This window comes from Sphingomonas sp. S1-29, from assembly GCF_026167545.1.
GTDB lineage: Bacteria > Pseudomonadota > Alphaproteobacteria > Sphingomonadales > Sphingomonadaceae > Sphingomonas.
Genome location: NZ_CP110678.1, coordinates 2,002,370 through 2,023,389 on the forward strand (window position 1 = coordinate 2,002,370; position 21,020 = coordinate 2,023,389).

Annotated in this window: 24 protein-coding genes; 17 read left to right on the forward strand and 7 right to left on the reverse strand. The window is 66.9% G+C overall.

What is annotated here, in order from left to right; all coding sequences use genetic code 11:
- Window positions 1–60: 60 nt before the first annotated feature.
- The 5 genes from OKW76_RS09450 (at window position 61) to OKW76_RS09470 (ending at window position 3,707) form a co-directional block, all read left to right on the forward strand.
- Complete coding sequence (locus OKW76_RS09450; protein ID WP_265548662.1) at window positions 61–1,158, forward strand: sensor histidine kinase; 1,098 nt, start codon at window positions 61–63, stop codon at window positions 1,156–1,158.
- Entirely contained in the window at window positions 1,155–1,961 is an 807-nt protein-coding gene (locus OKW76_RS09455; RefSeq protein WP_265548663.1) for a LytR/AlgR family response regulator transcription factor, read from the forward strand. Before OKW76_RS09450 ends, OKW76_RS09455 begins: the two co-directional genes overlap by 4 nt.
- A gap of 55 nt (window positions 1,962–2,016) precedes the next feature.
- Entirely contained in the window at window positions 2,017–2,886 is an 870-nt protein-coding gene (aac(3), locus tag OKW76_RS09460; RefSeq protein WP_265548664.1) for an aminoglycoside 3-N-acetyltransferase, read from the forward strand.
- Between the two features lie 75 nt (window positions 2,887–2,961).
- On the forward strand, window positions 2,962–3,405 hold the full coding sequence (locus OKW76_RS09465) for a hypothetical protein (RefSeq protein WP_265548665.1): 444 nt from the start codon (window positions 2,962–2,964) through the stop codon (window positions 3,403–3,405).
- Complete coding sequence (locus OKW76_RS09470) at window positions 3,402–3,707, forward strand: transcriptional regulator (RefSeq protein ID WP_265548666.1); 306 nt, start codon at window positions 3,402–3,404, stop codon at window positions 3,705–3,707. The genes OKW76_RS09465 and OKW76_RS09470 overlap by 4 nt, the downstream gene beginning before the upstream one ends.
- 4 nt (window positions 3,708–3,711) lie before the next feature.
- On the opposite strand, the gene OKW76_RS09475 is transcribed toward OKW76_RS09470, so the two are convergent.
- Window positions 3,712–4,038, reverse strand: coding sequence for a DUF3297 family protein (locus OKW76_RS09475; RefSeq protein WP_265548667.1), 327 nt, complete (start codon window positions 4,036–4,038; stop codon window positions 3,712–3,714).
- An 85-nt stretch (window positions 4,039–4,123) separates the two neighbouring features.
- Window positions 4,124–4,492 (reverse strand): hypothetical protein, encoded by a 369-nt coding sequence (locus tag OKW76_RS09480; RefSeq protein WP_256505474.1) that lies wholly within the window; start codon window positions 4,490–4,492, stop codon window positions 4,124–4,126.
- Window positions 4,493–4,648: 156 nt separating this feature from the next.
- Here OKW76_RS09480 and OKW76_RS09485 point away from each other — a divergent pair, with 156 nt between their 5' ends.
- Window positions 4,649–5,050, forward strand: coding sequence for an EVE domain-containing protein (locus OKW76_RS09485; RefSeq protein ID WP_265548668.1), 402 nt, complete (start codon window positions 4,649–4,651; stop codon window positions 5,048–5,050).
- Window positions 5,051–5,242: 192 nt separating this feature from the next.
- Here OKW76_RS09485 and typA read toward each other — a convergent pair whose 3' ends face one another.
- Window positions 5,243–7,057, reverse strand: a complete 1,815-nt coding sequence (gene typA / locus OKW76_RS09490) for a translational GTPase TypA (protein ID WP_265548669.1) — start codon at window positions 7,055–7,057, stop codon at window positions 5,243–5,245.
- 199 nt (window positions 7,058–7,256) lie between these two features.
- Between typA and OKW76_RS09495 the strand changes: the two genes are divergently transcribed.
- Together OKW76_RS09495 and OKW76_RS09500 are read left to right on the forward strand one after the other, a co-directional pair.
- A complete protein-coding gene (locus tag OKW76_RS09495) occupies window positions 7,257–8,456 on the forward strand; it encodes a toxic anion resistance protein (RefSeq protein ID WP_265548670.1) in 1,200 nt (399 codons plus the stop codon).
- Window positions 8,457–8,568: 112 nt separating this feature from the next.
- A complete protein-coding gene (locus OKW76_RS09500; protein ID WP_265548671.1) occupies window positions 8,569–9,273 on the forward strand; it encodes a hypothetical protein in 705 nt (234 codons plus the stop codon).
- A gap of 152 nt (window positions 9,274–9,425) precedes the next feature.
- Here the strand turns inward: OKW76_RS09500 and OKW76_RS09505 are convergent, their stop codons facing one another.
- From OKW76_RS09505 to ubiA, 3 genes are read right to left on the reverse strand one after another with little or no spacing between them, the layout of a single operon-like run.
- Window positions 9,426–10,199 (reverse strand): 3'(2'),5'-bisphosphate nucleotidase CysQ, encoded by a 774-nt coding sequence (locus tag OKW76_RS09505; protein ID WP_416221804.1) that lies wholly within the window; start codon window positions 10,197–10,199, stop codon window positions 9,426–9,428.
- Window positions 10,192–11,526: a TldD/PmbA family protein gene (locus OKW76_RS09510; RefSeq protein ID WP_265548672.1), complete on the reverse strand. Its 1,335-nt coding sequence runs from the start codon at window positions 11,524–11,526 to the stop codon at window positions 10,192–10,194. Before OKW76_RS09510 ends, OKW76_RS09505 begins: the two co-directional genes overlap by 8 nt.
- A 31-nt stretch (window positions 11,527–11,557) precedes the next feature.
- On the reverse strand, window positions 11,558–12,472 hold the full coding sequence (gene ubiA, locus OKW76_RS09515; protein ID WP_265548673.1) for a 4-hydroxybenzoate octaprenyltransferase: 915 nt from the start codon (window positions 12,470–12,472) through the stop codon (window positions 11,558–11,560).
- Window positions 12,473–12,744: 272 nt separating this feature from the next.
- Here ubiA and OKW76_RS09520 point away from each other — a divergent pair, with 272 nt between their 5' ends.
- The 7 genes from OKW76_RS09520 (at window position 12,745) to OKW76_RS09550 (ending at window position 17,765) form a co-directional block, all read left to right on the forward strand.
- On the forward strand, window positions 12,745–13,146 hold the full coding sequence (locus tag OKW76_RS09520; protein ID WP_265548674.1) for a DUF2147 domain-containing protein: 402 nt from the start codon (window positions 12,745–12,747) through the stop codon (window positions 13,144–13,146).
- 56 nt (window positions 13,147–13,202) lie between these two features.
- Window positions 13,203–13,946 carry a 16S rRNA (uracil(1498)-N(3))-methyltransferase gene (locus tag OKW76_RS09525; protein WP_265548675.1) on the forward strand — a complete coding sequence of 248 codons (744 nt, stop codon included), beginning with the start codon at window positions 13,203–13,205 and terminating at the stop codon, window positions 13,944–13,946.
- 92 nt (window positions 13,947–14,038) lie between these two features.
- Window positions 14,039–14,704 carry a queuosine precursor transporter gene (locus tag OKW76_RS09530; protein ID WP_265548676.1) on the forward strand — a complete coding sequence of 222 codons (666 nt, stop codon included), beginning with the start codon at window positions 14,039–14,041 and terminating at the stop codon, window positions 14,702–14,704.
- A 96-nt stretch (window positions 14,705–14,800) separates the two neighbouring features.
- On the forward strand, window positions 14,801–15,700 hold the full coding sequence (gene argB / locus OKW76_RS09535; RefSeq protein ID WP_265548677.1) for an acetylglutamate kinase: 900 nt from the start codon (window positions 14,801–14,803) through the stop codon (window positions 15,698–15,700).
- A 209-nt stretch (window positions 15,701–15,909) separates the two neighbouring features.
- The gene (locus OKW76_RS09540; protein ID WP_265548679.1) at window positions 15,910–16,218 is read left to right on the forward strand and encodes a YggT family protein; all 309 of its coding nucleotides are present in this window, start codon (window positions 15,910–15,912) and stop codon (window positions 16,216–16,218) included.
- Window positions 16,219–16,267: 49 nt separating this feature from the next.
- Window positions 16,268–17,143 carry a bifunctional methylenetetrahydrofolate dehydrogenase/methenyltetrahydrofolate cyclohydrolase FolD gene (gene folD, locus OKW76_RS09545; RefSeq protein ID WP_265548680.1) on the forward strand — a complete coding sequence of 292 codons (876 nt, stop codon included), beginning with the start codon at window positions 16,268–16,270 and terminating at the stop codon, window positions 17,141–17,143.
- Window position 17,144: 1 nt separating this feature from the next.
- Window positions 17,145–17,765, forward strand: coding sequence for a MarC family protein (locus tag OKW76_RS09550; RefSeq protein WP_256505502.1), 621 nt, complete (start codon window positions 17,145–17,147; stop codon window positions 17,763–17,765).
- A gap of 132 nt (window positions 17,766–17,897) precedes the next feature.
- Here OKW76_RS09550 and OKW76_RS09555 read toward each other — a convergent pair whose 3' ends face one another.
- The gene (locus OKW76_RS09555; protein ID WP_265552878.1) at window positions 17,898–19,673 is read right to left on the reverse strand and encodes an AcrB/AcrD/AcrF family protein; all 1,776 of its coding nucleotides are present in this window, start codon (window positions 19,671–19,673) and stop codon (window positions 17,898–17,900) included.
- Between the two features lie 205 nt (window positions 19,674–19,878).
- Between OKW76_RS09555 and OKW76_RS09560 the strand changes: the two genes are divergently transcribed.
- Both OKW76_RS09560 and OKW76_RS09565 read left to right on the forward strand, forming a co-directional pair.
- Window positions 19,879–20,274, forward strand: a complete 396-nt coding sequence (locus OKW76_RS09560; RefSeq protein WP_265548681.1) for a GtrA family protein — start codon at window positions 19,879–19,881, stop codon at window positions 20,272–20,274.
- Between the two features lie 13 nt (window positions 20,275–20,287).
- Window positions 20,288–21,016, forward strand: coding sequence for a class I SAM-dependent methyltransferase (locus tag OKW76_RS09565; RefSeq protein ID WP_265548682.1), 729 nt, complete (start codon window positions 20,288–20,290; stop codon window positions 21,014–21,016).
- The last annotated feature ends 4 nt before the right edge of the window (window positions 21,017–21,020 follow it).

Here is a 21,020-nt window from a genome sequence, read left to right on the forward strand (position 1 = left end):
CGCCCCCGCGCCCTATAAGACGGGCGCAACCGGCCCCCTACGGCCATCACACGAGCGACCATGGCCAGACCCGCGATCCTTTCCCGTCCGTTCTTCGAGGACAAGAGCCGCGCCTTCTGGATGCTCCAGGCAGCGGGGTGGTCGGGCTTTCTGATCCTGCGGCTGGTGTCGGGGGTGTCGAACGACCCGACGCTCGAAACGGTGATCCCGATCATCATCGACGCGATCGTCGGCTATTGCCTGACCTTGCTGCTCTCGACGCTGTACGGCTATTACCGGCGATTGCCACGGATCGCGGGCATCCTGGCGGTGATCGCCACGCTGATCGTCGCCACCGCAATCTATGCGGTGCTCGACGCCTTCATCTTCTCCGCCACCATCCAGAGCGACCGGACGGTCAGCCTTAGCCGCGTGCTCGGCTACACCGTCTTCACCTTCACCGTGCTGGCGGGGTGGACCGCGCTGTATTTCGGCATCAACTGGTATCTGATCGTCGAGGAGCAAATGGACCAGATGCAGGCGCTGGCGACGCAGGCATCGTCGGCGCAACTGGCGATGCTGCGCTACCAGCTCAACCCGCATTTCCTGTTCAACACGCTCAATTCGATCTCGACGCTGGTGCTGCTGAAACAGACCGAGCGCGCCAATGTGATGCTCAGCCGGCTGTCGTCGTTCCTGCGTTATACGCTGGCCAACGAACCTACCGCGCATGTCACGCTGGCGCAGGAGGTCGAGACGCTCAAGCTGTATCTCGAGATCGAGAAGATGCGATTCGAGCAACGGCTGCAAACCTCGTTCGACATCGACGCGCGGGTCGAGAAGGCGAGGCTGCCCTCGCTGCTGCTGCAGCCTTTGGTCGAGAACGCGATCAAATATGCGGTGACGCCGATGGAAGAGGGGGCGCAAATCGCAGTTTCCGCACGGCTCGCCGGAGATCGGGTGCAGATAGCCGTGACAGATACCGGGCCGGGGTTGATGCAGCGCAAATCTCGGCCAAGCCTTTCAACCGGCGTGGGGCTTACCAACATTCGTGAGCGGCTGGCGCAGTCCTTCGGGGCCGACCATCGCTTCGAAACGGGTGCAAACCCGGGGGGCGGCTTCCGCGTCGAGATCGAAATACCGTTCCAGGTCGAGGAACCCAACCGCGAGGCAGCATGACCATCCGTACCATTCTCGTCGACGATGAGCCGCTGGCGATCCAGGGCCTCGAGCTGCGGCTGCAGCCGTACGAGGACGTCGAGATCATCGACAAGTGCATGAACGGGCGCGAGGCGATCCGCGCGATCAAGACGCACAAGCCCGACCTCGTCTTCCTCGACATCCAGATGCCGGGCTTCGACGGATTTTCGGTGGTGCAGGGGCTGATGGAGGTCGAGCCGCCGCTGTTCGTGTTCGTCACCGCCTATTCGGACCATGCGATCCGCGCGTTCGAGGCGCAGGCGATGGATTACCTGATGAAGCCGGTCGAGGAATCGCGGCTGGCCGACACGCTCGATCGCGTACGCCAGCGGCTGGCCGAGAAGCGCGGCGCGGTCGAGGTCGACCGGCTGATGGAAGTGCTCGCCGAAGTCGCGCCCGATGCGGTCGATACGATGGCGGGTGACGCCGGTGGCGACCAGCACGCCGCCAACCGCTTCGAGAAGCTCATCAACATCAAGGATCGCGGCCAGATTTTCCGCGTCGATGTCGACACGATCGAGCGGATCGACGCGGCGGGCGACTACATGTGCATCTATACCGGCGACAACACGCTGATCCTGCGCGAGACGATGAAGGATCTGGAAAAGCGGCTCGATCCGCGGCGGTTCCAGCGGGTGCATCGCTCGACGATCGTCAACCTCGACCTGGTCAAGCAGGTGAAGCCGCACACCAATGGCGAATGCTTCTTGGTGCTCGATTCGGGCGCGCAGGTGAAGGTGTCGCGCAGCTATCGCGACGTGGTGGCGCGGTTCGTCCACTGAGGCTTCTTCCCCCCTCCCACTTGTGGGAGGGGTCGGGGGAGGGCATGTTTCGGGCATGGCGCTCGCGGACAGCCCCTCCCCTAACCCCTCCCGCTTGCGGGAGGGGGATTATTGGACCGCCGCTGATTTGGCGCGCGATCTCACCGCGCTCGGCCTCCACCCTGGGACCATCGTCATGGCGCATGTCGGCTTCCGGTCGGTGGGCCGGTGCATCAACGGCGCCGACACGCTGATCGCGGCAATCCGCGAGGCGATTGGGGGTGAGGGCACGCTGGTGGTCGCGACCGACTGGCACGCGCCCTATCTCGAGGACGATCTGCTCGACGATTCGGGGCGGGTGCCCGCCGAATGGCGCGAGCATATCCCGCCCTTCGACCCCGCGACGTCGCGATCGATGCGCGACAACGGCGTATTTGCCGAATGGGTGCGGACGACGCCGGGCGCGGTGCGCAGCCGCAATCCCAATTGCTCGGTCGCTGCGATCGGCGCGCGCGCCGAATGGCTGATCGCCGACCAGCCGCTCGATTATGGCTATGGCCCCGGATCGCCCCTGGCCAAATTGGTCGAGGCCGGCGGCTGCGTCGCGATGATCGGCGCGCGGGGAATCAGCATGACGCTGCTCCACCACGCCGAGAATCTCGCTGACGTGCCCGGCAAGATCATCCTGCGCGAAGAAATCCCCTACGCCACGCCGGAGGGCACGGTTTGGCGGATGAACGAGGAATACGAATCGAGCGACGCGATCGTGTCCGGGTTCTCCGACGACTATTTCGACGACATCCTCGCCGATTTCGTCGCGACCGGGCAGGCGCGCGCCGGCAAGGTCGGCGATGCCGACGCGCTGCTGATCGATGCGCGGGCGATCGTGGCGTTTGCGGCCGGCTGGATCGAGCGCGCGGTAGCGGCGCAACGCCCGCCGGGTTGATCGTACCGCACCCGCACTTGCCACTTGACGATCCGGAAAGTCGATGTCACTTTCCACTTCGTCAAGTGGAGGACCATGATGTCGATCGAAGCCCAAACTGCCCTAGCCCTCGCCACCGATGCCCGCCGCCGGATGGCGCAGCGCGCGGCAAGCCCGCCCTGGTATGCGCCGCTATACGGGCTGGGGATGGGGGGCATGGTCGCGAGCTTTGCGCTGCCCGAGCGGCTGATCGTGTTGGGAGCCACCGGCTGCACGCTCGGCGTGCTGGTGCTCTATTCGATATGGCAGCGCCGAACCGGGTTGAACGTCAGCGGCTATCGCCGGGGCCGGACGATGCCGATCACGGTCGCGCTGCTCGTCTGCGTGCTGGGGCTGGCGGCTGCCGCGGTGGTGCTGCGGTTCCGGTTCGGGATCGGCTGGGCCCCTGTCGCGTGCGGCGCGGTGACCGCGATCGTCGCGGGCTATGCCAGCGCGGTGTTCGACCGGGTGTGGCGCGCCGAGAAGGACGATCTGGCGTGAGCGGTCGGATCGCGTTCGATCCGGTGCTGCACGCCCCCGTCCGGTTGCAGATGTGCGCGCTGCTGTCGGCGGTCGACGAGGCCGAATATGCGCTGATCCGCGCCGAGGTCGATGTCAGCGAATCGGTGTTGTCGAAACATGCGCGGCAGCTGGAAGAGGCCGGCTATCTGCGCATCCGCAAGGCGACGCTCGCCGCGCGGCAGCGCACCTGGCTGTCGCTGACCACGCAGGGTCGCCAGGCGTTCGCCGCGCATGTTCGCGAGCTCTCCCGGCTGGCCGGGATCGCCGAGGCCGCCGAATGAGCCCTCAGGCCGGGTCGGCGAGCTTGGCTTCTGGCTCGGGCGCGTCGGCCTCGGCCGCGGCGGTTTCGGTGGCTTCGTCTTCGCCACCCGGTGCCGGGGTCTGGAAATAGGCCTCGACCTCGCCGGTCAGCTTGATCGTCAGCGGGTTGCCCTTGCGGTCGACCTTCTTGCCGAGCGCCACGCGGATCCAGCCTTCGGACATCGAATATTCCTCGACGTCGGTGCGCTCGGCGCCCTTGAAGCGGATGCCGATGCCGCGCTCGAGCGTCGGCTGGTCGAAATAGGGGCTGTTTGGGTTGATCGAGAGGCGATCTGGCGGGGTGTCGGTCATTGCGCCCGCATAGCCGCGCACCGCGCCGAACGAAAGAGGGCGATGCCATCGGCACCGCCCTCCCCCCGTTCGCCGCGATTCGGGTTCAGCAATAGCGAACGCGGAAGCTGCGGCCGCTATACGGATCGAACTCGCGGCCGATGCAGTTGCGGCGATAGGCGCGCCGCTGGTTCTGCGCGAAGCGCGGGCCATAGGCGTAACGCGGGCCATAAGCCGGGCCGTAGAAATTGCCGCGATAGCGCGGCGCATAATAGCCCCGGTCATAGCCGCGATTGCCGCTCGCGAGCGCAGCGCCGAGCGCGAGCCCCGCGACGCCGCCGATGATCGCGCCGGTCGCTACATCGCCGCCGCGTCCGCGGTCGCGATAGTAACGCTGCGCCTCGGCGGGTGCCGCTGCGGTGAGCATGGTCGCGCCCGCGACCAGCCCGATGGTTGCCTTGGTAAAGATATTCATCTTGTCGGACCTCCTCAAATTTCGGCGCCGGTCGCGCGTAGGTGGCAGGGAAACGCGCATATACTTGCCGATATGTCGCAATTTATGCCAGCGCGCCTGAACTCGTGCCGAACCGGGCATTCACCCGGCGTTTAGGTACCTGAACGGAGAAACGACGTGGCATATTGGCTGATGAAGTCCGAACCCGATGTGTTCGGATGGGACGATCTGGTGAAAGACGGCACCGGCGAATGGGACGGGGTGCGCAACCACACCGCGGCGCGCAACCTGCGCGACATGAAGGTCGGCGACCGCGCGTTCTTCTATCACAGCAATATCGGGCTGCAGGTCGTCGGCATCATGGAAGTGACGCGCGAGGCGCAGAAGGACGGCGACGAGGGCAATTGGGTGTCGGTGCAGGTCAAGCCGGTCGAGCCGCTGCCCAATCCGGTGACGCTCAAGGCGGTGAAAGCCGAGCCGCGCCTCGCCGCGATGGAACTGGTCAAATATTCGCGGCTGTCGGTGGGCAAGGTCAGCCCTGAGGAATGGGATGTCGTGCTGGAGATGGCGAAGGGTTAGGGCCTAACCTCCCCACCGTTCGTGCTGAGCTTGTCGAAGCATCGTCCTTTCTTCGCTCGGTCGGCAAAAGAAGGACAGTGCTTCGACAAGCTCAGCACGAACGGTAATGGGGCGAGGTCTTTGCCCCACCACCAATGAAAATGGCCGGCCCCTCGCGGGACCGACCTTTCGCATTTCGCTAGCCTGAGAGCCTTACGCAGCCTTCGAACGGCTCGCGCGCTTGCGCTCATTGGGGTCGAGGTGGCGCTTGCGCAGCCGGATCGACTTGGGCGTCACTTCGACCAGCTCGTCATCGTCGATATAGGCGATCGCCTGCTCGAGCGTCAGCCGCTTGGGCGGGGTCAGCCGGATCGCGTCGTCCTTGCCGGTCGAACGGAAGTTCGTCAGCGCCTTCGACTTCATCGGATTGACTTCGAGATCGTCGGGCTTGGCATTCTCGCCGATGATCATGCCTTCATACAGCGGCTCGCCCGGCGAGACCATCAGGATGCCGCGCTCTTCGAGCGGCCCCAAAGCATAGGCAACCGCCTCGCCCGCGCCGTTCGAGATCAGCACGCCATTCTTGCGGCCTTCGATCTTGCCCTTGTGCGGGCCATATTTCTCGAACAGCCGGTTCATGATCCCGGTGCCGCGCGTGTCCGACAGGAATTCGCCATGATAGCCGATCATCCCGCGGCTCGGCGCCGAGAAGGTGATGCGGGTCTTGCCGCCGCCCGAGGGGCGCATGTCGGTCATCTCGGCCTTGCGGATCGCCATCTTCTCGACGACCGTGCCCGAATATTCATCATCGACGTCGATGATGACAGTCTCATATGGCTCTTCGAGGCCGGCGTCGCCGTCCTGGAACAGCACGCGCGGGCGGCTGATGCTCAGCTCGAAACCCTCACGGCGCATCGTCTCGATCAACACGCCGAGCTGAAGCTCGCCGCGGCCGGCGACTTCAAAGCTGTCCTTGTCCTCGGCTTCGGTCACCTTGATCGCGACGTTCGATTCGCCTTCGCGAAGCAGACGGTCGCGGATCATGCGCGACGTCACCTTGGTGCCCTCGCGACCCGCCATCGGCGAATCGTTGACCGCAAAGCGCATCGACAGCGTCGGCGGATCGATCGGCTGCGCGTGCAGCGGTTCGCTGACCGAAGGGTCGCAGATCGTGTTCGACACCGTCGTGGTGGTCAGGCCGGCGATCGAGATGATGTCGCCTGCATTAGCCTCGTCGACCGGCACGCGCTCGAGCCCGCGGAACGACATGATCTTCGACGCGCGCCCGGTCTCGACGATCGTGCCGTCGTTGTCGAGCGAGTGGATCGCCATGTTGGTCTTGATCGAACCCGAAAAGACCAGGCCGGTAAGGATGCGGCCAAGGAAATTGTCGCGGTCGAGCAAGGTCACCAGGAACTTGAACGGGCCGTCGGGATCGGCCGAGGGCGGCGGCACGTGATCGACGATCTTCTGGAACAGCGGGGTCAGCGTGCCTTCGCGCGACAAGGGATCGTCGCTGGCATAGCCGTTGCGGCCGCTGGCGAACAACACCGGGAAATCGAGCTGGTCGTCATTGGCATCGAGGCTGACGAACAGGTCGAAGACCTCGTCGAGCACTTCCTGCGTGCGTTCGTCGGCGCGATCGATCTTGTTGACGACGACGATCGGCTTGAGGCCGAGCGCCAGCGCCTTGCCGGTCACGAACTTCGTCTGCGGCATCGCGCCCTCGGACGAATCGACCAGCAGGATGACGCCGTCGACCATCGACAGGATCCGCTCGACCTCGCCGCCGAAATCGGCGTGGCCCGGGGTGTCGACGATGTTGATCCGCGTGCCTTCCCACTCGACCGAGGTGCACTTGGCGAGAATGGTGATCCCGCGCTCCTTTTCGAGGTCGTTCGAATCCATCGCGCGCTCCTCGACGCGCTGATTGTCTCGAAACGTGCCCGACTGGCGGAAGAGTTGATCGACTAGCGTGGTTTTGCCGTGATCGACGTGGGCGATGATCGCCACGTTGCGCAGGTTCATGTGATTTCCCGAAAACTGTTGGCGCAAGGTGCGCTTGGCGCGCGCTTAGCGTATTTGGTGCGTTGCGGGAACCCCCAGGCTGGCGATCAGCCCGAAGTTCAGGGGCGGCACGACCGAATACCTGGTGTATTATTACCACGATACACTTGAACGCCCGCGCGATCCCGGCCATCTTCGAGGGCAACACGCTGGAGGAAGTATGGCGACCCAAACCGCGACTGCCGAACCGACGCTGACGCTGACGCCTCCCGAGCCGGTGCCGGTGGTGACCGCCGCCAAGGCCGCGGGGCTGGTGCCGGTCGACGATGCCAAAAAGTCCGAGCTCGAGGCGCGGGTCGACGGCTTTATCGACGACCTGATCGCGCAGGACGTCAATTCGCCCGAATTCGGCAAGCGAGTCGATGCGATCGGCGCGATGGGCAATCGCGAGATTCGCGAGGCGGCGGGGCAATCGAACCGATTCCTCGACCGCCCGGTGCGCGCGATGGACCAGGAAAGCGGCGTCGGCGCCGACCTGGCGCAGCTGCGCCGGCTGATCGAGGATCTCGATCCCGGCAAGCAGGGCAATCTCACCGCGCCCAAGAAGCTGTTCGGCATCCTGCCCTTCGGCAACAAGATGCGCGACTATTTCGACAGCTATAAGAGCTCGCAGACGCATATCTCGTCGATCCTGAAGTCGCTTGCCTCGGGCAAGGACGAGCTGCTGATGGACAATGCCGCGATCGACACCGAACGCGCCAATCTGTGGAGCGCGATGGGGCGGCTCGAACAGATGATCCATCTGTCGAAGGTGATGGACGCCAAGCTCGAGGCCAAGGCCGCCGAACTCGACCATAGCGATCCCGCCAAGGCCAAGGCTTTACGTGAAAGTGCCTTGTTCTACGCGCGCCAGCGGACGCAGGATTTGCTGACGCAGATGGCGGTGAGCGTGCAGGGTTATCTCGCGCTCGATCTGGTCAAGAAGAACAATGTCGAGCTGGTAAAGGGCGTCGATCGCGCGAGCACCACCACGGTCTCGGCGCTGCGTACCGCGGTGACCGTCGCGCAGGCGCTGACCAATCAGAAACTGGTGCTCGACCAGATCACCGCGCTCAATACGACGACCGCCAACATCATCGATTCGACCGGAACCCTGCTCAAATCGCAGACCGCGACGATCCATGAACAGGCGGCGTCGTCGACGATTCCCGTCGAGACGCTCCAGCGTGCGTTCCAGAATATCTATGACACGATGGACGCGATCGATAGCTTCAAGCTGAAGGCGCTGGGCAGCATGAAGACCACCGTCGACACGCTCTCGACCGAGGTCGAGCGCTCGCGCGGCTATATCGCGCGCGCCGAGGGTGCGTCGCAAAATGCGGGTGCGGCCGACAGCGCGTTCAAGCTGGAGGCGATGTGATAATGCTTTTGGCCAGTAACTCCGTTCGTTTCGAGCGAAGTCGAGAAACGGCGACATGGCGCCTAGCCTCGGTTTCTCGACTGCGCTCGAAACGAACGGAAAGGCTGGGTCGATGACCGACGTCGATCGCCAGATCGCGCGCGCGTCCGAAGCGCTCGACCGGTCGCGCGAACGCTATGGCCAGGTGCGCGCGCGCGGCAAGCGCAAGCGCGAGGCCGAGGTGCTCAAGCGCGTTGGGCGGATCGCCGCCGCCGATGCCGCGATCATTATCGGCGCTCTGATCCTCAGCGCCTTCGTGCCGCTCGGGGTGGGCGGTGCGCTGCTGGTGATGGGGCTGCTGATCGCCGCGACCTTGTTGCTGGCGATCTTCCCCGTCGCCGCCGCGCCGACGCCGCAGCGGCTGGCCGAGACCCCGCTCAAGGCGCTGCCGCTCCAGACCGAGCAATGGCTGGAAACCCAGCGCCGCGCTTTGCCCGCCCCCGCGCAGACCCTGGTCGATTCGATCGGGGTGAAGCTCGAAACGTTGAGTCCGCAATTGGCGAACCTCGACGAACGCGAACCCGCCGCCGCCGAAGTCCGCAAGCTGGTCGCCGAACAGCTGCCCGAACTGCTCAACGGCTATGGCCGGGTGCCCGAACCGCTTCGCCGCACCGAGCGCAACGGCATCACCCCCGACCAACAGCTCGTGAACGGGTTGCGCGTGATCGACGACGAGATCGCGCAGATGACCGCGCAATTGGCGCAGGGCGACCTCGACCTGCTCGCGACGCGCGGGCGGTATCTGCAGATCCGCTACCAGGGCGACGGCGAGGTTTGATCCGGCCCAACCCTCGCCTGCTTGCGGGAGAGGGAGCGAGACTTGGGGTCGCACTTGCGGCCCCTAGTCGCAGCGGCGAGGGTCTTCTGTTTGGCGGGCGGGCTTGAAATAAGAAGGCCCTCACCCAACCCTCTCCCGCAAGCGGGAGAGGGCTAAGAAGAAGAAGCTGCCCGCTCGCGTAAGCGTGCCACCGCCGCCGCGTGGATCGCGGGCGCGGTCGTCAGTACCCCGAAGGCGCGCGCGCGGGGGGTGTTGAACGACAATGCGGCGCCGGTCGCGTCGGTCACCGCCGCCCCCGCCTCGCGCGCCAGCAACACCGCGGCGGCGATGTCCCATTCATTGCCCCAGCGCAGCGTCGCGAGCAGATCGGCCTGCCCCGCCGCGACCATCGCCATCCGCAGCGCGATCGAATTGGGCTTGGCCACCGTCACGAAGTCGCGATCGGCCTTGGGGAGCACATCGGCGGGCACGCGCGCGCCGCTGAGCGTTGCGTGATCGCTGGCCGCCAGTCGATCGGTGCCTTGGAACGCCCCCTGCCCTACTGCCGCATGCCAATGTTCGCCGCGCGCGGGTGCCGCAAGCACCCCAACCACCGGCTGGCCATCCTCGACCAGCGCCACCGATACGCACCACCCGGGCCGCCCGCGCAGATAATCGCGCGTGCCGTCGATCGGATCGACCACCCATAGCCGCCGCCGTCCCAGCCGATCCTCGTTGTCGGCGGTCTCCTCCGACAGCCAGCCGGCATCGGGCAGCAACGCCATCAGCCGGTCGCGCAGCAAGCTGTTCACCGCCAGGTCGAGCTCGCACACCAACTGGCCGGGAGATTTTTCCCACTGGTCCATCGGCGTGCCGAACCGCGCCATCGCCAGCGCGCCGGCCTCGGCCACGATCTCGCCGATCCGGGGGGCCAGGCCCTCAATCACCCGCGACGGTCATCCCGTCGACGCGCAGCGTCGGCACGTTGATGCCATGGCGGAACACCAGGTCGCTCGCCGGGGTGATCGCGGCGAACATGTCCTTGAGGTTGCCCGCGATCGTGATCTCGGCGACCGGGCGGACGATCTCGCCATCCTCGATCAGGAACCCCGCCGCGCCGCGGCTATAGTCGCCGGTGACATGGTTGATCCCCTGGCCGATCAGCTCAGTGACGTAGAGCCCGCGCTTCACCTCGCCGAGCAGCGTCTCGCGCGGCAGCTTGCCCGCCGCCATATAGAGGTTGCTGGTCGACACCCCGCCGCCGCGCGAGGCATGGCCGGTGGGCTCGAGCCCGAGCTGGCGCGCCGAAGCGCTGTCGAGCAGCCAGGTCTCTAACATCCCCGCCTCGACCAGGATCGTCGGCGATACCGGCAGCCCCTCGCCGTCGAACGGCCTCGAGCGCAGCCCGCGCGGGCGGTGCGGATCATCATGGATATCGACGCCGGTCGCGAAGACCTGCTTGCCGAGCATGTCCTTGAGGAAGCTGGTGCCGCGGGTGATCGCGCCGCCCGCGATCGCGGCGATGAAATGGCCGAGCAGGCTCGACCCGACGCGCGGATCGAACACGATCGGCAGCGGACCGCTGGGCAGCTTGATCGGGTTGAGCCGTGCCACCGCCTGCTGGCCCGCGCGCGTCCCCACCGATTCGGGCGATTCGAGCGCCGATTGGTAGCGCTGCGAATCATAGGCATAGTCGCGCTGCATCGCGCCGCCTTCGCCCGCGATCACGCTCGCCGACACGCCGTAATTGGTGGTGCGATAGGCCGAGGCGAAGCCGTGGCTGGTGGCGAGCGCGGTCACCGCCTCGCGCGCCGAGGCGCTGCCGCCTTCGCTGTTGGTGACCCCGGCGACCGCGCGCGCGGCGTCTTCGGCGGCCTGCGCGCGTGCCTTCAGCGCCTGCGGGTCCGATTCGCCGCCGTCCCACAGGTCGAGATCGGGAGCGTTGCCGCGCAGCAACCGGTCTTCGGGGGCAAGCCCCGCCCAGGGGTCTTCGGGCGCGAGCCGCGCCATCGCCACCGCGCGTTCGGCCAAGGCCGCGATCTCGTCGGGGTTGAAGCGCGACGACGACACGCTCGCCGATCGCTTGCCGACGAAGACGCGCAGCGACAGCCCCTCGTCCTCCGAACGATCGACATCCTCGACCGCGCCGAGGCGGATCGACACTGCGGTCGAAGCATCGGCGGAAACGGTGGCATCGGCGGCGTCGGCACCGGCGGCGCGCGCGCGATCGACGGCATGGCACGCGGCATCGCGCGCTTGTTCGGGGGTCAACATCGAAAGCACTTAGGAACGCAGATCGGGAACGTCAAAGATTGGCGGCGAATCCCAACGTCGCGCAGGCGAGGAACATCGCGAAGCCGGCAAAGCGGTTCGACCGGAAGCGTGCGAGCGCATTGGCACCGTCGGCGGGCCGCAGCGTCGCGACCTGCCAGCCCAAGTGCAGCGCGACCGGGACCAGCAGCGCGAGCGCGAGCGGATCGGCGAAGACCTGCCAGAACGCCGCGCCCCATAATGCGACCGCGGCGACGTAGAAGCCCGCAACGCCGGGCTTCACCCGCGCCCCCAGCGCCCGCGCCGACGATCGCACCCCCACCAGCGCATCGTCCTCGACATCCTGCAGCGCATAGATGGTGTCGTAGCCGATCACCCAGGCGATGCTGCCGGCATAGAGCAGCAGCATCGGCGCGAGCTGGCCGGTGTCCATCTCGACCCAGCCGACCAGCGCCGCCCAGGAAAATACCATGCCGAGCCACGCCTGCGGCCACCAGGTGATCCGCTTCATGAAGGGATAGGCGGCGACCAATGCGAGGCTGGCGACCGCGACGGCTTGCGCCTGCCATCGCAGTTGCAGGAGCACCACCAGGCCGATCGCGCACAAAGCGAGCAGCCAGGCCCATGCCGCCTTCGCCGACACCGCCCCCGAGGCGAGCGGACGGTTGCGCGTGCGCTCGACCTGCGCGTCGAGGTCGCGATCGACGATATCGTTATAGACGCACCCCGCGCCGCGCATCGCGATGCTGCCTAGCAGGAACCACGCGAGCAAATCCCAGCGCGCGACCACCCCGCCGGCGAGCGCGATCGCCCAGGCGCCGGGCCAGAACAACAGCCACCACCCGATCGGCCGATCGAAGCGCGCGAGCATCGCAAAGGGGCGCGCGGCGGCGGGCAACAGGCCGATCAGGCCGCGATGTTCGGTGTCGGGGACGATATGCGTGGTCACGCGGGGTCTATTGCCCGGTTTGGGGCGTGCAAGCCACTGCTGTCCTATCGCTTCGGCCTGAGCACTGCTTCTCCCCTCCCTGGAAGGGAGGGGTCGGGGGTGGGTGGAGGCCTGGCGATACGGCACCGTTACTCCCGGCTCGGCCGTATCGCGAACACTCGACCCACCCCCAGCCCCTCCCTTTCAGGGAGGGGAGCAGGCAACGCGGAACCCTTGCCCGCGCCCACCCGTTCGAACCGATCACCGATGCAAACCCCACCAAAGGAACCCCCATGCTCAAACGCTTGAGCGCCATCGCCGCGCTCCTGCTCGCCGCGTCCCCGGCAGCGGCACAGCGTGCGCCCGATTGGTCGGGGGTGTGGCGCAACGCCGCCAACAGCGTCCATATCCGCGCGCAACGATGCGGGCGCGCGATGTGCGGCACCGTCATTTGGGCGAATGAAAAGGCAAAAGCCGACGTCGCCCGCGCCGGCGGCGACGAGCTTGTTGGCACCCAGTTGTTCCGCGATTTCGAATATGACGAAGGCGTCTGGTATGGCGAAGTCTTCGTCCCCGATCTTAGCCGGGCGTTCGAAGGCACCATCGAGCTTGCCGACCGCAACACCTTGGTCGGCACCGGATGCCTGTTCGGCAATTTCGGCTGTCGCGAGCAACGCTGGGTGCGGGTAAAGTGATCGCCCGGATGCTTGGGCGATTTGCAGCGCCGGGGAAGCGCCTCTAGCAGGGGCCGATGCCCGCAACCCCCGCCTGGCCGCCCGATTCCACCCCGCGCCTCTATGTCGAGCAACCGCTCGAGCTCGGCGCGCATCTGCGCATCGACGGCGCGCAGGCGCATTATCTCGCCGGGGTCATGCGGCTCAAGCCCGACGACCCGGTGCTGTTGTTCGACGATAGCAGCGGCGATTGGCTCGGCCTGGCGCGCGACGTGCGCAAGCGCGACCTGACGATCGAGATCACCCAGCATCTTCGCCCGCGCGAGCCGGTGCCCGACCTGTGGCTGTGCGTCGCGCCGATCAAGAAGGGGCGGATCGACTGGGTCGCCGAAAAGGCGTGCGAGCTCGGCGCGGCGCGGATGGTGCCGGTGTTGACGCGGCGAACGATCGTCGACCGGCTCAACCTCGATCGGCTGCGCGCGCACATGATCGAAGCCGCCGAACAATGCGGTCGCACCGCGCTCCCCGACCTGGTCGAGCCGGTGAAGCTGGCGGCACTGCTGGCCGAGTGGCCGCCCGAGCGCGCACTGTTCTTCGCCGACGAAAGCGGCGGCGTACCGGCGTTCGCGGCGATGCGCGCGCATGCCGGGCAGGCGGCGATCCTGATCGGCCCCGAAGGCGGCTTCACCCCCGAGGAACGCGAGGCGATCCGCGCATTGCCGCAGGCGGTGGGGATAACGCTGGGGCCGAGGATCCTGCGCGCCGAAACCGCGGCGGCGGCGGCGCTGGCGGTGTGGATGGCCGCAGCCGGGGATTGGTAAGTCCGCCGCGAGAACAACGCCCTTCTTACCCCCTCCCTGCAAGGGAGCTTAGGCTATTCCGCCGCGGGCTGCTTTGAGCTACCGCTGTCGCGATGCACCCCACCTCCCCCGCGATCCCGCGCTCGCTATTTCTCTTCTCGATCTTCTATGGCGGCATGGTCTGCATCGCGGGCGTGCTCGGCAACAAGCAGGTGGCCCTGGGGCCGCTCGCGGTCGAGGCGGGGATATTCGCCTTCCTGCTGCTGGTCGTCGTCTCGAGCGCGATCGCCGAGCTGCACGGCGCGACCATCGCCAAGCATCTGGTGTGGTTCGGCTTCATCCCGCTGATCTTCTCGATCCTGCTGGTGCTGTTGGTGCTCCAGGTGCCCGCCTCGGCGAGCATGGAGCCCGAGCGGCTCGCGGCGTTCGAGCTGATGATGCGCGCGACCTGGCGGATCTGGATCGCGGGGATCATCGCCTATGGCGTGTCGCAGACGCTCAACGTCACCTTGTTCGACGCGATGCGGCGCGGAAAGGGCGGATTGCTGTGGCTGCGCGCCGCGGCGGCGAGCGTGCTGTCGCAGATCGTCGATACGCTGATCTTCATCTCGGTCGCCTTTTACGGCCTGTTCCCGATCGGCGAACTGCTGGTGGGGCAATTGCTGACCAAGGTGGTGCTGTCGATCGTGATGGTGCCGCCGCTGATCTATCTGTTCGTCGGGCTGGGGCGGCGGCTGGACGGGCATCGCACTCTTTCCACAGCCGTTCGCCCTGAGTAGGGGCTGAGCGAAGTCGAAGACCCACATCGAAGGGGCCTTCGATACGCCGCTTCAACTCCGCTCAGCGGCACCTCAGGACGAACGGGTTTGACTGCCATGACCGACCACGCCCCCGACCCCGCCATGCTCGCCAAGGCCGAGACGCTCACCGAAGCCCTGCCCTATCTGCAGCGCTATGCCGGCGCGACCTTCGTCGTGAAATATGGCGGGCACGCGATGGGCGATCCCGAGCTGCAGCGCGATTTCGCCGAGGATGTGGTGCTGCTCAAGGCGGTGGGGATCAACCCGATCGTCGTCCATGGCGGCGGCCCGCAGATCGGCGCGATGCTCAAGCGGCTGGGGGTCGAATCGCGCTTCGTCAACGGCCTGCGCGTCACCGACAAGGCGACCGCCGAGATCGCCGAAATGGTGCTGGCGGGCAGCATCAACAAGGAAATCGTCGGCTGGATCGCCGCCGCCGGCGGCCGCGCGGTGGGGATTTCGGGCAAGGATGCCGGGCTGGTGATCGCCGAGAAGGTCAAGCGTACCGAACCCGACCGCAATTCGGGGATCGAGCGCCATGTTGACCTGGGCTTTGTCGGCGAGCCGGTGACGGTCGATCCGTCGATCCTGCAGGTGCTCGCGGCGCAGAACGTGATCCCGGTGATCGCGCCGGTGGCCTTGGGCGCCGATGGCGAGACCTACAACATCAACGCCGACACGATGGCGGGGGCGATCGCGGGCGCGATCGGGGCCAAGCGATTCTTTCTGCTGACCGACGTCGCCGGGGTGATGGACAAGGACCGCAACCTGCTGACCGACCTCAACCCGCAGCAGATCGCCGAACTCACCGCCGACGGGACGATCTCGGGGGGCATGATCCCCAAGGTCGAGACCTGCGTGAACGCGGTCGCGGCGGGGGTCGACGCCGCGGTGATCCTCGACGGGCGGGTGCCGCACGCGATGTTGCTCGAGATATTCACGCGGGGTGGTGCGGGGACGTTGGTGCGACGGTGATCCGCTAGTTCCTCCCCCGCCAGGGGGAGGGGGACCGCCGCGAAGCGGTGGTGGAGGGGGCGGACTACCAACGACCGCTCGGGTCCGCCCCCTCCGTCAGCCCTTCGGGCTGCCACCTCCCCCTGGCGGGGGAGGATTGGTGGGGACACCTTGCCCCGGCGCGGCGAAACCCGATATGACGGCATAGGTCGTAACGCGGAGAGCCAAGCTTGTTGATCCTGCTCGAAATCATCCAGATGCTGATCACCATCGCGCGGTGGGTCATCATCATCCATATCGTGCTGTCGCTGCTCATCGCGTTCAACGTCATCAACACCAGCAATGATTTCGTCCGTTCGATCTGGAACGGGCTCGATGCGCTGACCGAGCCGGTCTATCGCCCGATCCGGCGGGTGTTGCCCGATTTCGGCTCGCTCGACCTGGCGCCGATGGTGGTGCTGATCGGGCTGTCGATCGTCGACATCATCGTCAGCCGGCTCGCCGCCAACATCGCGACCGGCGGCGCGGTGCCGCTTTAAGCGATCGGTCGCTGGCGGCGCGGGCGACTAGCCTGTATGCCGCCGTTCCATGACTGCAACGATCATCGACGGCAAAGCCGCCGCCGCCGCCCTGCGTGCCCGTGTCGGCGCGCTTGCCGAAGCCTTCACTGCCGATTCAGGGCGCAAGCCCGGCCTCGCGGTGGTGCTGGTGGGCGAGGATGCGGCCTCGTCGGTCTATGTCCGCAACAAGGGCAAGGCGACGCTCGCCGCCAACATGGCGAGCTTCGAACACCGCCTCCCCGCCGATACGTCGCAGGCCGAGCTGATCGCGCTGGTCGATACGCTCAACCGCGACGACAAGGTCGACGGCATCCTCGTCCAGCTGCCGCTGCCCGATCAGCTCGATGCGCAGGCGGTGCTCACGCGGATCGACCCCGAAAAGGATGTCGACGGCTTTCACCCGGTCAATGCCGGGCGGCTGGCGACCGGGCTCAACGGCTTCGTGCCGTGCACCCCGCTGGGTTGTTTGATGCTGCTGCGCGACCAATTGGGCGAGCTCAGTGGGCGCAACGCGGTGGTGATCGGCCGGTCGAACATCGTCGGCAAGCCGATGGCGGCGCTGCTCACCGCCGCCGATTGCACCGTGACGATCGCGCATTCACGCACGCGCAACCTCGCCGCCCATCTGGCGCATGCCGACATCGTCGTCGCCGCGGTGGGGCGCGCGAAGTTCGTCAAGGGCGAATGGATCAAGCCCGGCGCGACGGTGATCGACGTCGGCATCAACCGCACCGAAGACGGGCTGGTCGGCGATGTCGATTTCGAGGGCGCGGCCAGCGTCGCGGCGGCGATCACCCCCGTCCCCGGCGGGGTCGGCCCGATGACGATCGCGTGCCTGCTGCGCAACACTTTGGTCGCCGCGCATCGCCGCACCGGCATCGTGCTCGACGCGCAAGCGATCTGACATGCTCGAACTCTTCATCTCGTCGTTCATCACCTTCTTCGTGATCATCGATCCGCCGGGCTGCGCGCCGATCTATGCCGGGCTCACCTCGGGTGCGTCGCCGATCCAGCGGCGATCGATGGCGATCCGCGCGACGATGATCGCGGGCGGCATCCTGTTCGGCTTCGCGCTGTTCGGCGAAGATTTGCTCCGCGTGCTCCACATTAGCCTCGATGCGTTCAAGATTGCGGGCGGCATCATGCTGTTCCTGATCGCGCTCGAAATGGTGTTCGAAAAGCGCACCCAGCGCCGCGAGGACCGCGCGCAGCAGATCATGGACACCCCCGAGGTCGACGACGTTGCCGCCTTCCCGATGGCGATGCCGATGATCGCCGGCCCCGGTTCGATCGCGTCGGTGATGCTGATGATGAGCCAGAATAGCGGGCTCCCGTCGGCGCTGACGGTGCTGGCGGCGCTCTTGTCGGTGCTGCTGGTGACGATGCTCGCGCTGATCGCGGCGGGGCCGCTGATGCGGGTGATGGGGGTGAAGATCGAAGCGGTGATCACCCGGCTGCTCGGGGTGCTGCTGGCGGCGTTGGCGACGCAGTTCGTGCTCGATGGGCTCGACGCGACGGTGTTGTAGGCAACCGCCCGTTCGTCCTGAGTAGAGACTGAGCGAAGGCGAAGGCTCGTATCGAAGGACGTGCCACCAGCGAGCCGGTCCTTCGATACGCCGCTTCGACAAGCTCAGCGGCTACTCAGGACGAACGGGCTTTTATCGTATCCGCCACAACCGATACGGCGAATTGCGCGGCAGCGGCACGCGTTCGAGGAAGCCCGGCACCTGCCCGCGGACGATCTGCGCATAGAAACCGCCCGGCGAGCGCGACCGGTAATTGGTCGTCTCGGCCATGTTGGGGCAGATCAGCAGATAGCGCGCGCCATGCGCCTGCGCGATCCGGCGGAAATCGGCAGGGGTCCGCTGGAAGGCGTGGTGGACGTCGAGGATCGCGTCGCCATTGCGGTGATACGGCCCGGTAATGCCGCTGTGATGCGACCCGACGATCAGCCGCGGTGCGAGGTCGACATGGGTGAAGACGGTCGCCGCTGGCACGCGGTTGAGCGTCGCCAGCGCGGGCAGGCTGGTGCAGCGTGCGCCCGCGCGGCTGATCATCTTCCCGCGTGGATCGGGCCGATCGACCGGCATCCAGCGCACCACCAGCCCCGCGAACAGCCCCGACACCAGCATGAAGGCGACCACGCTGCCGAGCACGCGCACCAGCACCGAGGTCCGCGTCATCAGCCAGGGAAAGATGATCCAGCCGAGCGCGGTCGCGCCGGGCACCGCGAGCAGCTGCGCCGCGGGCGCCGCGCGCACCTGCCACAACAGCATCGCGCAGGCGAAGGCGCCGAACAGCGCCACCGCGACCCAACCGACGAAACGCTCGGTCCCACGCGCGCGCCAGCTCGCGACGATCGCGCCGACCAGCCCGATCACCGGCAGCACCGCCATCGGGAAGGCGGTGTCGAACGGATGGCGGTAGATCGGCTTGGCCTCGCGCACATTGCTCAGCCAGGTGCGCGCCAGTTCCTCCGATACGCCCTCGGGCCGGCCGAGGCATTGCGGGAACAGCAGTGCGAAGCCCGCGGCGATCACCGCGCCCGCGATCACCGCCGCGGCCAGCCGCAAGGTGCGGTTCGCCGGGTTCGCCGCCGCTAGCGCGAGCAACAGCGCGCCCGCCACCACCATCACCGACAGCCACACCGGGGTCAGCGCGTCGCAGCGCATCGCGTAATTGGCGTTCGAGGCGAAGGCGGCGAAGCCGAGCGCGCAGCCGCCGCCCAGCGTCGCGGCATAGGCCGCCATCCGCCGCGCTTCGTCGCGATGCCACACCCAGCGCAGCGCGATCACCGCGCCCGCGCTTGCGCAATAGGGCAGCATCTCGAGCCCGATGCTGAGCGAAAACGCGCTCGCCAGGCCCACCACGGCACCACCGCGCGCGCGGCGCGGATCGGCCAGGCCTGCGACCGTCACCGCCAAGGCCGCGAGCTGCCAGCCATGATGATCGATCCGCAGCGGCCAGAACATCCGGATCGTCACCGCGCAGCCGAGCAGGAAGACGATCGCCAGCGGCCAGGCGAGCGGCGCCACCAGCCGCCGCGCCACCAGCGCAACGCTCGCCATCGTGATCGACAGCGGCAGCATCGGCGCGAACCCCACCGCCAGCCGCTCGGCCCAGGCGGGGGTGGTGAACCACCCGAAGAACCAGATCAGCCCAGCGATCGGCAGGTCGACGATTCGGCTCCAATGGATGTCGATCCCGCGCGGCGGGTCCATCCGATATTGGCGCAGATCGTACCAGCCCTGGCCGCCCATCCACGCGCGCACCTGCGCCAGCCGCATATTGTCGTCGGTGTCGGCGAGCGACAGCCAATAGATCCCGCCCCAGCGCTGGTGGATATAGAACGCCATCACCGCGACCCACGCAAGCAGGGTCCAGCGCAGCCAGTGGCGGTCGAGATCGCGGGCGAGGTCGAAGCCCTTGGGCATGATCAAATCGGCTTCCCTCAGCGTAGCGAGCGGACTAGGCACTTCATTCCCCGTTCGCCCTGAGCTTGTCGAAGGGCCGTCCTTCGCTTCGAAGCAAGGACAGTGCTTTGACAGGCGCGGCACGAACGGAGACGGGGCATTCCCTATCTCAGCGGGCGCAAAGGGCAAGGATGGCGTGGCGGCGGTGATGCGACAGATACGGGCGATGCGCGGGCACCCGGTGGTCGGCCAGCTGGTGCGCTTCCTGTTCGCAGGCGGCATCACCACCGCGCTGTACACCGCGGTCTATCTGCCGCTCGCCACCTGGGTATTCGCGCGCGATCAGGCGGTGTTCGCGGTGCCGCCGGCGTTTCTGGTCGCGGTGACCGCAGGGTTTTGGCTGCACAGCCGCTGGAGCTTTCGCGGCCATGGCGAGCGCACCGGCGCGGGGCAGCAGGCCAGGTTCGTCGGCGTCCAGGCAAGCGGCCTGGCGATGCACGCCGCGATCACCTGGGTCGCGACCGACCTGCTCAACCAGCCGCCTTGGGTGCCGCTGATCCCCGGCGTCATCCTGGTGCCGATCGTCACCTTCTTTCTCAACCGCCAATGGGTTTTTCGCTGATGGGACCTAGCTGATGGATCGTATCGTCTATGACCGGATGGCGGCGCACGACACCACCCATTGGTGGTATCGCGCGCGCCGCGACATCCTGGCCGATTATGTCGCGCGCGAGGGCGGGTTGCCCGCCGATGCGCGGATCCTCGAGATCGGTTGCGGCACCGGGCACAATTTGCCGATGCTCGCGCGCTTCGGCGAGGTCGACGCGATCGAGATCGATCCTGCGGCGGCAGAGTTCGCGAGCGCACGGCTCGGCAAGCCCGTGGGCACCGCGCCGCTGCCGCAGCTCACGGGGGTGGCGCGCGGCAGCTACGACATGGTCGCGGTGCTCGACGTGGTCGAGCATATCGAGGACGATGTCGGCGCGCTGCGCGGGATCGCCGATACGCTCAAGCCCGGCGGGCGCGTGCTGATCACCGTGCCGGCACACCCCTGGATGTGGTCGGCGCACGACGTGGTGAACCACCATCATCGCCGCTATTCGAAGGCGACGCTCGGCGCTGCGCTTTCGGGCGCGGGGCTGACGCATAACGGGCTTCGCTATTTCAATTCGCTGCTGTTCCCGCTGGCGGTGGGCGCGCGCGCGGTCGGCAAGCTCACCGGCAAGGACGACAGCGACGATTCGCCCCCGCCCAAGCCGCTGAATGCGCTGTTCCAGGCGGTGTTCGGGCTCGAGCGGCATTTGATCGGGCGCGTGCCGATGCCGCCGGGGCTATCGCTGATCACGATCGCGCGGAAAGCCTAGTTAT